The 12856-nt window shown below is 66.0% G+C and carries 12 protein-coding genes and 1 tRNA gene; 5 read left to right on the forward strand and 8 right to left on the reverse strand.

The annotated features are described in order from the left end of the window. Window positions 1-69: 69 nt before the first annotated feature. From fusA to rpsL, 3 genes are all read right to left on the reverse strand, one after another. Window positions 70-2166, reverse strand: coding sequence for an elongation factor G (gene fusA / locus ASG11_RS13855; RefSeq protein WP_055781312.1), 2097 nt, complete (start codon window positions 2164-2166; stop codon window positions 70-72). 119 nt (window positions 2167-2285) lie between these two features. Further along, complete coding sequence (rpsG, locus tag ASG11_RS13860; protein ID WP_055781315.1) at window positions 2286-2756, reverse strand: 30S ribosomal protein S7; 471 nt, start codon at window positions 2754-2756, stop codon at window positions 2286-2288. A gap of 98 nt (window positions 2757-2854) precedes the next feature. Continuing rightward, complete coding sequence (gene rpsL, locus ASG11_RS13865; RefSeq protein ID WP_019516007.1) at window positions 2855-3226, reverse strand: 30S ribosomal protein S12; 372 nt, start codon at window positions 3224-3226, stop codon at window positions 2855-2857. Window positions 3227-3507: 281 nt separating this feature from the next. Here rpsL and glpD point away from each other — a divergent pair, with 281 nt between their 5' ends. Next, window positions 3508-4965 carry a glycerol-3-phosphate dehydrogenase gene (gene glpD, locus ASG11_RS13870; protein ID WP_055781318.1) on the forward strand — a complete coding sequence of 486 codons (1458 nt, stop codon included), beginning with the start codon at window positions 3508-3510 and terminating at the stop codon, window positions 4963-4965. A gap of 29 nt (window positions 4966-4994) precedes the next feature. On the opposite strand, the gene ASG11_RS13875 is transcribed toward glpD, so the two are convergent. Then, window positions 4995-5432: a GFA family protein gene (locus tag ASG11_RS13875; RefSeq protein ID WP_443024498.1), complete on the reverse strand. Its 438-nt coding sequence runs from the start codon at window positions 5430-5432 to the stop codon at window positions 4995-4997. Window positions 5433-5584: 152 nt separating this feature from the next. On the opposite strand from ASG11_RS13875, the gene trhO reads away from it, so the two are divergent. After that, complete coding sequence (trhO, locus tag ASG11_RS13880; RefSeq protein WP_055781324.1) at window positions 5585-6523, forward strand: oxygen-dependent tRNA uridine(34) hydroxylase TrhO; 939 nt, start codon at window positions 5585-5587, stop codon at window positions 6521-6523. Window positions 6524-6657: 134 nt separating this feature from the next. On the opposite strand, the gene ASG11_RS13885 is transcribed toward trhO, so the two are convergent. After that, window positions 6658-7341, reverse strand: coding sequence for a DUF2490 domain-containing protein (locus ASG11_RS13885; protein ID WP_236697523.1), 684 nt, complete (start codon window positions 7339-7341; stop codon window positions 6658-6660). A gap of 155 nt (window positions 7342-7496) precedes the next feature. Next, complete coding sequence (gene proS, locus ASG11_RS13890; protein ID WP_055781330.1) at window positions 7497-9029, reverse strand: proline--tRNA ligase; 1533 nt, start codon at window positions 9027-9029, stop codon at window positions 7497-7499. A 96-nt stretch (window positions 9030-9125) separates the two neighbouring features. On the opposite strand from proS, the gene ASG11_RS13895 reads away from it, so the two are divergent. Further along, window positions 9126-10034, forward strand: coding sequence for a DMT family transporter (locus ASG11_RS13895; protein ID WP_055781333.1), 909 nt, complete (start codon window positions 9126-9128; stop codon window positions 10032-10034). A gap of 43 nt (window positions 10035-10077) precedes the next feature. On the opposite strand, the gene ASG11_RS13900 is transcribed toward ASG11_RS13895, so the two are convergent. Next, a tRNA-Ala gene (locus ASG11_RS13900) sits at window positions 10078-10153 on the reverse strand. Window positions 10154-10260: 107 nt separating this feature from the next. Then, window positions 10261-10578 (reverse strand): TIGR02300 family protein, encoded by a 318-nt coding sequence (locus ASG11_RS13905; RefSeq protein WP_055781336.1) that lies wholly within the window; start codon window positions 10576-10578, stop codon window positions 10261-10263. Between the two features lie 103 nt (window positions 10579-10681). On the opposite strand from ASG11_RS13905, the gene aroA reads away from it, so the two are divergent. Beyond that, window positions 10682-12028: a 3-phosphoshikimate 1-carboxyvinyltransferase gene (gene aroA / locus ASG11_RS13910; protein WP_055781338.1), complete on the forward strand. Its 1347-nt coding sequence runs from the start codon at window positions 10682-10684 to the stop codon at window positions 12026-12028. Continuing rightward, entirely contained in the window at window positions 12025-12678 is a 654-nt protein-coding gene (gene cmk / locus ASG11_RS13915) for a (d)CMP kinase (RefSeq protein WP_055781341.1), read from the forward strand. The genes aroA and cmk overlap by 4 nt, the downstream gene beginning before the upstream one ends. Window positions 12679-12856: the final 178 nt, after the last annotated feature.

Below are 12856 nucleotides of genomic sequence, written 5' to 3' on the forward strand. Positions count from 1 at the left end.
GGGCTCCACGCGAACGTGGCCCCTTAACGGCCTATTTCAGGATACACCAGCCCTTAGCGCTACAACGCCTCAGGCCAGCTTCGCTTTCACTTCGTCGGCCACATTCGACGGCACTTCGTCGTAATGCGAGAACTGCATGCTGTACTGCGCGCGGCCCTGCGTGAACGAGCGGAGCGCGTTCACGTAACCGAACATGTTGGCCAGCGGGACCATCGCCTCAACGGTCTGCGCGTTGCCGCGGCTGTCGGTGCCCTGGATTTGGCCACGACGGCTGTTCATGTCGCCGATCACGTCGCCCAGATAATCCTCCGGGGTGACGACCTCGACCTTCATGATCGGCTCGAGCAGCGTGATGCCCGACTTCTGGGCCGCTTCGCGCATCGCGCCGCGGGCACAGATTTCGAACGCCAGTGCCGACGAATCGACGTCGTGATAGGCGCCGTCGTACAGGTTGATCTCGAAATCGATGATCGGGAAGCCGACCAGCGAGCCCGTGGCCGCCGTTTCGCGGAAGCCCTTCTCGATCGCAGGGATATATTCCTTGGGAATATTACCGCCCTTGATCTCGTCCTTGAAGACGATGCCCGAACCGCGCTCGCCCGGCGTCAGCTTCACCTTGACGCGACCGAACTGGCCGGTGCCGCCCGACTGCTTCTTGTGCGTGTAGTCGATATCGACGGGCTTCTTCAGATACTCGCGATACGCCACCTGCGGCGCGCCGACATTGGCCTCGACCTTGAACTCGCGCTTCATGCGATCGACCAGGATCTCGAGATGGAGCTCGCCCATACCCTTGATGATGGTCTGGCCGCTCTCGGCGTCCGAAGTGACGCGGAACGAAGGGTCCTCGCGGGCCAGGCGATTGAGCGCGACGCCCATCTTCTCCTGGTCGGCCTTGGTCTTCGGCTCCACCGACAGCTCGATCACCGGCTCGGGGAATTCCATCCGCTCGAGGATGATCGGCGCGTTCATGGCGCACAGCGTGTCGCCCGTCGTGGTGTCCTTGAGGCCCGCCAGTGCGACGATGTCGCCGGCATAGGCCACCTGAATGTCCTCGCGCTCGTTCGCATGCATCAACAGCATGCGGCCGACCTTTTCCTTCTTATCCTTGACCGAATTCGTCACCTGCGACGAGGTCTCGAGCTTGCCGGAATAGATGCGCGCGAAGGTCAGCGTGCCGACGAACGGATCGTTCATGATCTTGAACGCCAGCGCCGAGAACGGCACCTCGTCCGAGGAAGGACGCTCGTCCGGCGTCACGCCGTCGAGCTTCAGACCCTGAATGGCCGGAACGTCGAGCGGGCTCGGCAGATAGTCGACCACGGCGTCGAGCAACGGCTGCACGCCCTTGTTCTTGAACGCCGAGCCGCACACCACCGGCACGAAGGCCATGCTGAGCGTGCCCTTGCGGATCAGCTTCTTGAGGTCGGCCGTGCTCGGCTCATTGCCCTCGAGATACGCCTCCATCAGGTCGTCGTCCTGCTCGACGGCCATCTCGATCAGGTCGCTGCGATACTTTGCGGCCTTCTCGACCAGGTCCGCGGGGATTTCCTGATATTCGAACTTCGCGCCCAGGCTCTCTTCGAGCCAGATGATCGCACGGTTCTCGACCAGATCGACGAGACCCTTGAAGCCGCCCTCGATCCCGATCGGGAGGTACAGCACCGCCGGACGCGCGCCGAGGCGATCGACGATCGAGTCGACGCAAAAGTAGAAATCGGCACCGGTGCGATCCAGCTTGTTGACGAAGCACATGCGCGGCACGCCGTACTTGTCGGCCTGGCGCCACACGGTCTCGGACTGCGGCTCGACGCCGGCAACGCCGTCGAAGCAGGCGACCGCACCGTCGAGCACGCGCAGCGAACGCTCGACTTCGATCGTGAAGTCGACGTGACCCGGTGTGTCGATGATGTTGATCAGATGCTCGTCGCCCTTGCCCTCTTCGGCGCGCCACTTGCACGTCGTGGCAGCGGACGTGATCGTGATCCCGCGCTCCTGCTCCTGCTCCATCCAGTCCATCGTCGCGGTGCCTTCATGCACTTCGCCGATCTTGTAGGACTTGCCGGTGTAATAGAGGATGCGCTCGGTCGTCGTCGTCTTGCCGGCGTCGATGTGCGCCATGATGCCGATGTTACGATAGCGGTCGAGCGGATGGCTGCGGGCCATGATCGTTGTTCCTTGAAGATATGGGGAGCGGACCGAAGCCAGCTCCCCAATATATAGGTTTGAATGTTACCGGCGAAAGACCGGAGACATGATTACCAGCGAGGGCCGATAATCCGCTGTTACCAGCGGTAGTGCGAGAACGCGCGGTTGGCTTCCGCCATCCGGTGCGTGTCTTCGCGCTTCTTCACCGCGTTGCCGCGGTTGTTGGCGGCATCCATCAGCTCACCCGACAGGCGGGCGGCCATGGTGTTCTCGCTGCGGTTGCGGGCCGCACCGATCAGCCAACGGATCGCGAGCGCCTGCGACCGCTCGAAGCGGACTTCGACAGGAACCTGATAGGTCGCACCGCCGACGCGGCGGCTGCGCACTTCGATGTTCGGCTTCACGTTGTTCAGCGCGTCGTGGAACACGCTGAGCGGATCCTTCTTCGCACGGGCTTCGACGGTCTCGAGCGCACCGTAGACGATCAGTTCCGCGACGGACTTCTTGCCATCGAGCATGACCGAATTCATGAACTTCGAGAGAACCTCATCACCATACTTCGGATCGGGGAGGATGATACGCTTTTCTGGGCGACGACGACGTGCCATTTCAAATTCCTTTTACTCTTCAGCCTGGTCCGGAACCCGTCCGGGGCTTACTTTTTGATTCTGGACCCCGGCCGGCGCCGGGGTGATCGGCTAGCCGATCACTTCGGACGCTTGGCGCCGTACTTGGAACGCGACTGGCGACGATCCTTCACGCCCTGTGTATCGAGCACGCCGCGCAGGACGTGATACCGAACACCGGGAAGATCGCGCACACGGCCGCCACGGATCAGGACCACCGAGTGCTCCTGAAGATTGTGGCCTTCACCCGGAATGTACGAAATCACTTCGCGCTGGTTGGTCAGGCGAACCTTGGCCACCTTGCGCAGAGCCGAGTTCGGCTTCTTCGGGGTCGTCGTGTACACGCGGGTGCAAACGCCGCGCTTCTGCGGGTTCTGTTCCATCGCAGGGACCTTGGACTTGGCCTTCTGCGGATCGCGGCCCTTGCGGACCAGCTGGTTAATCGTCGGCATTGAAGCCTTCACCTTTCAAATGGTTACTTTGCTGGAGCCATGAGGCACACCCCATGAAACCAAAAATTGGGAATACAAAAAGGACCGTTAGGAGCGGTTTTGCTCCCCGGGCCCTGGAATGCATCCAGCAATGTTCAAGCTTGCCCGGGGGACACAGGTCCACCGGAGCAGCGGCGCCTATATACGGCGACTCGGATGGGGTCAACCGCGCCACGATACGATTGCGTCTTGCGACACAGAAGCGGGATGACGTGCCTGTCCCCCTCAGCTAGGTGACAGCGGTGACCTACGATCTCCTCATCATCGGCGGCGGCATCAACGGCTGCGCCATCGCGCGCGAAGCGTCCCTGCTCGGCCTCAAGGTGCTGCTGGTCGAACGCGACGACCTTGCCGGGCACACCTCGTCAGCCTCGACCAAGCTCATTCATGGCGGCCTGCGCTACCTCGAATATTACGACTTCAAGCTCGTGGCCGAGGCGCTTCGCGAGCGCGAGCGTCTCGTAAAAGCCGCGCCGCACATCATCCGCCCGATGCGCTTCGTCCTGCCGCAGGAAAATGCCGTGCGTCCGTGGTGGATGGTCCGCATTGGCCTCTACCTCTACGATTTCCTCGGGGGCAAGATGACCCTCGCCCGCTCGCGCGGCCTGCGCAAGTCCGACACGCTCTACACCGCACCGCTCAAGGGCGGCGATCGCGGCTTCGTCTATTCCGATGCGTTCGTGGACGATTCTCGCCTCACCGTCCTGAATGCAGTCGATGCCGCCGCCAACGGCGCGGACGTGCTCGTCGGCACCGCGCTTGAATCCGCCCGGCGCGAGGGCGGCGTGTGGCGTGCCACGCTGTCGGACTGGCGTACGGTCGAAGCGCGCGCGATCGTCAACGCCGCCGGGCCGTGGGTACACCAGATGCTCGGCAATCTCGGCGTCAACGCCGCCAGCAACGTGCGTCTCGTCAAGGGCAGCCATATCGTCGTGCCCAAGCTGTTCGAGGGCGACCACGCCTATATCCTGCAACAGCCGGACCGGCGCATCGTCTTCGCCATTCCCTATCAGGACGGCACCGAGATCGGCACCACCGACGTGCCGGTCGACAAGCCCGAGGACGCGCGGATCGACGCCGACGAGATCGCGTACCTGTGCGAGGCAGCGAACCGCCACTTCACCAAGCAGATCGCGCCAGCCGACGTCACCTCCACCTGGTCGGGCGTCCGCCCACTCTACGACGACGGCGCGAGCGAGGCGAAGGCGGTGACGCGCGATTACGTGCTGGAACTCGATACCAACGGCCCTGCCCTGCTCAGCGTGTTCGGCGGCAAGATCACCACCGCCCGCCACCTCGCCGAAGAAGCGATGGAGAAGCTCGCGCCCGTGATGGGCTTCAAGGCGCACCCCGTCACCCGCGCGCGTGTCTTCCCCGGCGGCGCGATCGCCGATTTCGAGACATTCCTGACGCAGGTGCGCGAGACCTGGCCGTTTCTCGGCGACGCGCGCAGTGCCCGCATGGCGCACGGCTACGGCCAGATGCTCGCGGATCTATTGGATGGCGTCTCCGATGAAGCCGGCATGGGCGCGGATCTGGGCGGCGGCCTCACCGAGGTCGAGGCGCGCTGGCTTCGCGACCGCGAATGGGCGCGTACCGCCGACGACGTGCTCAAGCGCCGCACCAAGCTCGGCCTGCACCTGAGCGAAGCGGAGCGCGCACAATTCACCGCCCGCTGGGATACGCTCACGACTGGTTGATCCCACGCCAGTGGACCGCCAGTGCGGGGCTAGTCGAAATGCTCGACGCCGGCACCCAGCACGGCGAGCCAGGGATGCTTGCGCTCTTCGTACACCGAGAATTGGGGCGGCGGAAACGTGGGATCGGCAAACGCCCCGAGGGGAATGGCGATCGTACCCGGCAGGCTCTCGTTGACGAAGGCGATCGTCGCGCTGCACGTCGCGCAGAAGCGGAAGGTCGCGCGCGAACCGCTGCCGCCCGCCTGGGACCATTCTTCGAACGCGCCGCTCAGCTGCACCCGGTCGTCCGGCCAGCGGGCTTGCGCCGCGAACGCGCTGCCGCTGCGTTTCTGGCAGGCGAGGCAATGGCAAACCGACACGCGCACCGGATCCCCGCTGCAGGTAGCCCGCAACTGTCCGCACCGACAGGTCGCTTCACGAACGGTCATGACGCTCGATCTAGCGGAGGATCGCGATAATGGCCACATGCCGACACCCGCAGTGGCGATGTGCTTCTCCACGCTCGTCTTATGGGCGGACGGTGAAGAGCGACGCGACGTACCGGTTCGTCATCGACAGGCTGCCGCCGGCGCACGGCTGATTGCGTCGGCACGGGGGCGGGCCTAGAGCGCATCGCGTCATGCCTGCCCCCGTGCCCCCCATTCGGGTCGCCGCGCTCTACAAGTTCGCGCGCTTCGCCGATCCCGCCGCGCTGCGTGGGCCGCTGCTCGGCGTGTGCACCGCGAACCACATCAGGGGCACGCTGCTGCTCGCCCGCGAAGGTATCAACGGCACGATCGCCGGAGCGCCCGAAGCGATCGATGCGGTGCTGGCGCATATCCGCACCCTGCCCGGCTGCGCCGATCTCGACGTGAAGTTCAGTTCCGCCGACACCCTGCCCTTCCACCGCATGAAGGTCCGCCTGAAGCGCGAGATCGTGACGATGGGGCAGCCCGACGTCGATCCACTGACCGGCACGGGCCATTATGTGAAACCCGGCGAGTGGAACGCTCTGATCGACGACCCCGATACGGTGGTGATCGACACGCGCAACGATTACGAGGTGAAGGTCGGCACCTTCGCCGGCGCGCTCGATCCGCAGACGCGCAGCTTCAGCGAATTTCCCGACTGGTTCCGCGCGCACCGCGAGGACCTGGCCGGCAAGAAGATCGCGATGTTCTGCACCGGCGGCATCCGCTGCGAGAAATCCACCGCCTTCCTGAAGAGCGAGGGGCTGAACGAGGTCTATCACCTCGAAGGCGGGATCCTGAAATATCTCGAGCAGGTGCCGGCGACCGAGAGCCGCTGGGAAGGCGAATGCTTCGTGTTCGACCAGCGCGTCGCGGTCGGCCACGGGCTGGCGATCGGCACGCACGGCCTGTGCCACGCCTGCCGCGTGCCGGTCAGCCTCGAAGACCGGGCCTCGCCGCTGTATGAGGAGGGCGTATCCTGCCCGGCGTGCCACGCGACCCGCGACGAGGCGCAGCGTGCGGGCTATGCGGAGCGCCACCGCCAGGTCGTGCTCGCCGAAGCGCGGGGCGAGACGCATGTCGGTGCGGAATTTACCGCCAAAGGCTAAATTCGGCACCGCCCTGGCCCAGTTCGTCATCCCGGACTCGATCCGCGACCGACATGCCGCAAGCGCGCACCCAAAGATCGCATGCATCGAAAGCCGCTGGTTGGACCCCGGATCAAGTCCGGGGTGACGAGAGGTCAATCGTCCAGCTTCGCCCCGGTATGCGGCGAGATGTTGACCGTCAGTTGCAAGCTCAGCGCATGATCCATCTGGGCCTGCGCCCCACCCCGCGCGAACCGGTACTGGTTCAGATAGCCGACATCGGCGCTCACCTTGCGCCCGAACGGCAGGGTCACGCCGACGATGTTGCGCATCCGCTCATACCCGCTGCGCTGGCCCCAGACCGTGCTGTTCGGCAGCAGGAAACTCTCATGGCTGAGGAACACCGCCCAGCCCTTCTTCGCCAGCGGCCGGTTGTAGCGCAGCAGCGGGCGGATGCGGAACCCGATCTCGCGGCCACCGGGGTTGAAGCGCTCGTCGACGCGAAACCGGGTCACGAAATGCCCGAACGTCGCGACGACCTGCTGCCGTATGCGATCCTCGTCCGCCGCGGTATTGCCGTTATAGGCCCCCACGCGACGATAGCCGAAGCCGAGTTCGATCCCGTCCGCGACCTGATAGCCGAGCAACGCCCCGATCTCGGTCTGGAACAGCCCGCGCTGCCGATCGCTGAACCGCGCGATCTGCTCCAGCGTCACGCGCAGCTTCTTCGCGACCGGCACGTTGGTGTTGAGCTGCAGCCACAGCTGCGCATCCTGCTGCTGCGCCTGCGCCGGCAGGGCGACCAAAGATACCAGGACGGCGCCGAGAAACGAGATCACCGTCACCCCGGACTTGTTCCGGGGCCTACCGTGCCACCAGCTCAAGGCCGGAGGCTCACGGTTCGGATCAAGCGGCCTGGCGGACCCCGGAACACGTCCGGGGTGACGATCCTCTTGAGCAAATGCATCGATGAAAAGCCGAATGACGATTGGTCCTAATAGCTCCGCCCGACCAGCACCCGCTCCACCGCCGTATCGCCGGTGAACACGCAGGGCGCGTCCATCGCCGCCTGCTCCATCGGCGCGTTGCGCAGCGTCAGCTTCAGCGCCTTCAGTTTCTCGACCACCGCGTCCAGCGCCGCACCCGTCGGCTTCGACCATTGCACCTCGAGCCAGCCGGGGTTCTTCCGCCCTTCCGCGAAATGCGCCTCGATCGCCGCGAAGTCCGCCGCCGGGGCGATGTTCGCCTGCAACCGCTTCCGCGCCTCGGTGTGGAGCGAGGTCTGCACATCCTCCAGCATCGCCGCCACGCCGGCGACGAAATCGCCCTGCGCGAGCACCGCGCTGTCGAGCTTGCCGTCCTCGCGGTACAGCCGGTCGCGGCGGATGACCGAGACGTTGCCGCCCGCCACGTCGCGCCCGCCGACCTCGACGATCACCGGCGCGCCCTTCTTCACCCAGCCCCAGCGCTTGGTCGCCGCCTTGCCGAACTTCAGGTCGAGCAACGCGCGCACCGGCTCGCCCAATGCGGACTGCTTGGCCAGCTCGCCTTGCAACGTCTTGCAATAGGCGACGATCTCCTCGTCCTCCGGCTGGTCGCGCAGCATCGGCACGATCACCACCTGCCACGGCGCGATGCGCGGTGGCACGCGCAGACCGTCATCGTCGCCATGCACCATGATCACGCCGCCGATCATCCGCGTCGACACGCCCCAGCTCGTCGTATTGGCATATTCGAGCTCGCCCACCGCGTTCTGGAACCGGATGTTCTGGGCATGCGCGAAATTGGTGCCGAGGAAGTGCGACGTACCGGCCTGCAACGCTTTCCCGTCCTGCATCATCGCCTCGATCGAATAGGTTGCGACCGCTCCGGGGAAGCGCTCGTTCTCCGGCTTCTCGCCCGCGACCACCGGCAGCGCGAGACAGTTCTCGGCGAACTCGCGATACACTTCGAGCATCTTCAGGGTCTCGTCGCGCGCCTCGTCCGCCGTGGCGTGCGCGGTGTGCCCCTCCTGCCAGAGGAATTCCGACGTGCGCAGGAACATCCGCGTGCGCATTTCCCAGCGCACCACGTTGGCCCATTGGTTGATCAGCACCGGCAGGTCGCGCCACGATTGCACCCAGCGCGCGAACGCGGTGCCGATTACCGTCTCCGACGTCGGCCGCACGACCAGCGGCTCTTCCAGCTTGGCCGACGGATCGGGGACCAGCCCGCCCTTGCCGTCCGAGATCAGCCGGTGATGCGTGACGACCGCCATCTCCTTGGCGAAGCCCTCGACATGCTCGGCCTCCTTCTCGAAATAGGAAAGCGGGATGAACAGCGGGAAATAGCAATTCTCGTGGCCCGTCGCCTTGATGCGATCGTCGAGCAGGCGCTGGATCCGCTCCCAGATGCCGTACCCCCATGGCCGGATGACCATGCACCCGCGCACGCCGCTCTCCTCGGCCAGATCGGCCTCCGAGATGACGGATTGATACCAGGCGGCGAAATCGGCTTCGCGGGTGACGGGGAGTGCACGCTTTATCATGGGCGCAGGCCCTAAGGCGCGTCGGGCGATCCCGCAAGGATCGGCAATTTCGAAAGGCGTCTCCCACCACCGCACGAGATGTGTAGAAGCGCCGTCATGGCGAACGCTTCTCCCGACCGAATCCTGCTCGCGATCGGGTTGCGGCTGACCTCCGTCTTGTTGTTCGCGTGCATGAACACGTTGATCAAGCTGAGCGAGGCGGGCGGCGCGACGATCGGCGAGATCCTGTTCTTCCGTCAGGCCGGCGCTGCCGCGTTCATGGTCGTGGTCCTGCTGACCGGGCCGGGGCTGCGCTCGGTGGCGACCAGCCGCCTGCCCGCGCACATCCTGCGCATGGCGATGGGGCTGAGCGCGATGGCGCTGACCTTCGCGACGATCCTTGCGCTGCCGCTCGCCGAATCGACCACGATCGGTTTCACCATGCCGATCTTCGCGACGATCCTGGGCGCGCTCGTGCTGGGGGAGCCGACCGGCTGGCATCGCTGGGGCGCAGTGGTGCTCGGCTTCGTCGGCGTGCTGATCGTCGCGCAGCCGGGCACCGGGCACTTCCCGCTGATCGGCGCGCTCACCGGGCTGGGCGCGGCTCTGCTCACCGCCGGGGTCTCGATCCTGCTCCGCCAGATCTCGCGCACCGAAAGCATCACGACGACGGTGTTTTGGTTCTCGACGCTGTCGCTGGTCCCGCTCGGCATCGTCTATGCGTTCGCGATGCAGCCGCACGCGCCGCTCGTCTGGCTGCTGCTCGTCGGTATCGGGGTGATCGGCGGCGCGGCGCAACTCGCGATGACCGGCGCGTTGCGCTTCGGCCCCGTCTCGGTCGTTGTGCCGATGGACTATTCCAGCCTGTTATGGGCGACCCTGTCCGGCTGGGTGGTGTTCGGCGTGTTGCCCGACACCTGGACCTGGGTCGGCGCACCGGTGATCATCGCCAGCGGCCTGTACATCGTCTGGCGCGAACACGTCCGCCGCCGCATCGAGACCGACCAGGCGGTCGTCGAGGGCTAAGGCGGACCGAAGTTCGCCTGCTGGATCAGGGATTTTGAAAGGATGGTGGAGCCGAGGGGGATCGAACCCCTGACCTTTCGCATGCCATGCGAACGCTCTCCCAGCTGAGCTACGGCCCCATCTCCCGGGCGGGTTGGCCCCGGGAAGGCGCTGCCCCTACCGAGGCGTCGCCTGCTTGGCAAGCGGCGTTGCGCGCCGCTTGCCAAAATATCTTCAGATCAGGAACTCAATGCTCGTCGTCTTCGACCGGCGCTTCCACGCCGATATCGTCGTCGCCGCCAAGATCGACCTCGTCGTCGGGCGAGATTTCCTCGTCCTCACCGGTGTCGATATCCTCGTCGTCGCCGGCAAGATCGTCGTCCTTCTTGACCAGATCGGGCTTGGCCTGCTCGAACGGCAGCGGCTGCTTGGACTTGAGAATCGGCTCCGGCGACCAGGTCGATCCGCATTCGATGCACGTGACCGGCTCGTCGTTACCCAGATCGTAGAAGCGCGTTGCGCATTTCGGGCACGTTCTCTTCGTGCCCCATTCGGCCTTGACCATAGCCTTGGTTGAACCTTTCGAATTTCGGAGTTTGCGGGATATGCCCAGCAAAGTGGGGCGCGCCTTGCCATAGCACAAGCGCACTGTCAAAAGCCCGGCGCTCATGTCGCACCCTGCTCCCTCCCCCCGCCAGATCCACGCCTCCGGTCCGTTGCGCGGCCGCGTCGCCGTGCCGGGCGACAAATCGATTAGCCACCGTTCGCTGATGCTCTCCGCGCTGGCGGTGGGCGAAAGCCACATCGAGGGCCTGCTGGAGGGCGAGGACGTTCTCGCCACCGCCGCCGCGATGCGCGCGATGGGCGCGACGATCACGCGCCACGCGGACGGCGTCTGGACGGTCAACGGCGTCGGCGTCGGCGGCCTGATGCAACCGGCGGGCGCGCTGGAGATGGGCAATTCGGGCACCTCGACTCGCCTGCTCATGGGGCTGGTTGCGAGCCACGGCATCACCGCCACCTTCACCGGCGACGCCTCGCTCTCCGGCCGGCCGATGGCGCGGGTGATCGATCCGCTGTCGCAGATGGGGGCGGACATCACCGCCAGCCCCGGCGGCCGCCTGCCGCTGATGGTGCGGGGGATGAATCCGGCGATCCCGATCACCTACACCCTGCCCGTCGCCTCGGCGCAGGTGAAGTCGGCGATACTGCTCGCCGGCCTGAACACGCCGGGCATCACCCGTGTGATCGAGCCGGTCGCGACGCGCGATCACAGCGAACGGATGCTGGCCGGATTCGGCGCCGACCTGAGGGTCGAACAGACGCCCGATGGCCGCGTGATCTCGCTGGTCGGCGAGGCCGAACTCAAGCCGCAGCAGATTGTCGTGCCGGGCGACCCCTCCTCCGCCGCCTTCCTGGTCGTCGCGGCGACGATCGTGCCGGGATCGGACGTGGTGGTGACGAATGTCGGGCTGAACCCGACGCGCGCCGGCATCTTCACCGCGTTGCGCATGATGGGCGCGGACATCACCGAGGTCGATCCCCGCAGCGTCGGCGGCGAACCCGTCGCGGATCTGCACGTGCGCCATGCGAAGCTCACCGCGATCGCGGTGCCGCCCGAGCTCGCGCCGAGCATGATCGACGAATATCCGATCCTGTTCGTCGCCGCGGCCTGCGCCGAGGGCATCACGATCGCGCGCGGCGCGCACGAACTGCGCGTCAAGGAATCGGACCGGATCGCCACGATGGCGGCGGCGCTGGGGGCGGTCGGCGTGCGGACCGAGGAGTTCGAGGACGGCCTCGCGATCCACGGCTCGGGCGGCGCCCCCCTGCCCGGCGGCGGCACGATCGCCACGAAACTCGACCACCGTATCGCGATGAGCCTCTCAGTCGCGGCGTTGGTCTCGACCGCGCCGGTGACGATCGACGACGCCTCGCCCATCGCGACGAGTTACCCTATGTTCTTCGCCTCGCTCGACGCGCTCAGGGGAACGAACGCCGTGGCTGCCGCATGATCATCGCCGTCGATGGACCCGCCGCTTCGGGCAAGGGCACGATCGCGCGCGCCCTGTCGCGGCATTACGCGCTGCCGTATCTCGACACCGGCCTGCTCTACCGCGCGGTCGCCCAGAACGTGCGGCAAATGGAACTCAATCCGGAGATCGAGGCGGACGCCGTCGCGGCGTGCAATTTCGACGACGCCCTGCTCGACGACGCCGTCCTGCGCACCGACGAGGTCGGCAAGCTCGCGTCGGTCGTGTCGGTGCATCCCCTCGTCCGCGCCACGCTGTTCCATCGCCAGCGGCGCTTCGCCAACCAGCCGGGCGGCGCCGTGCTCGACGGCCGCGACATCGGCACGGTGATCGCACCCGAGGCCGACGCCAAATTGTTCATCCGCGCGACCCCGACGATCCGCGCCAAGCGTCGCCACGCCGAACTGCGCGAGAACGGCTCGACCGTCAGCCTCGACAAGGTACTGGCCGACATCCGCGCCCGCGACCTGCGCGATTCGACCCGCAGCGCGGCCCCGCTGGTGGCGGCGAACGACGCGGCGCTGCTCGACACCAGCTTCCTGTCGATCGAGGCCAGCCTGCAGCGCGCGATCGAACTGGTCGAACGGCAGGTCGCCCTCCGCGCGGAACGCGACGCCTACCGCCCGTCCTGACGCCATTCGATTCCAGCGGTCATTCCGAATCCGTTGGGTCGCGACCCCCCGATCCTTGCCTTTTCTCCGCCTTTGCGCTAGGGGCGCGTCCGTCCGGCGGGCTATGCTCTCGGAGGAAGGCGCAGGTGGCATGTCCGTCGCGCCCTTTTCGCTTCCAAGACGCGCAAGAGACTCCTCC

Source organism: Sphingomonas sp. Leaf357, assembly GCF_001423845.1.
In the GTDB taxonomy this organism is placed as follows: Bacteria; Pseudomonadota; Alphaproteobacteria; order Sphingomonadales; family Sphingomonadaceae; genus Sphingomonas.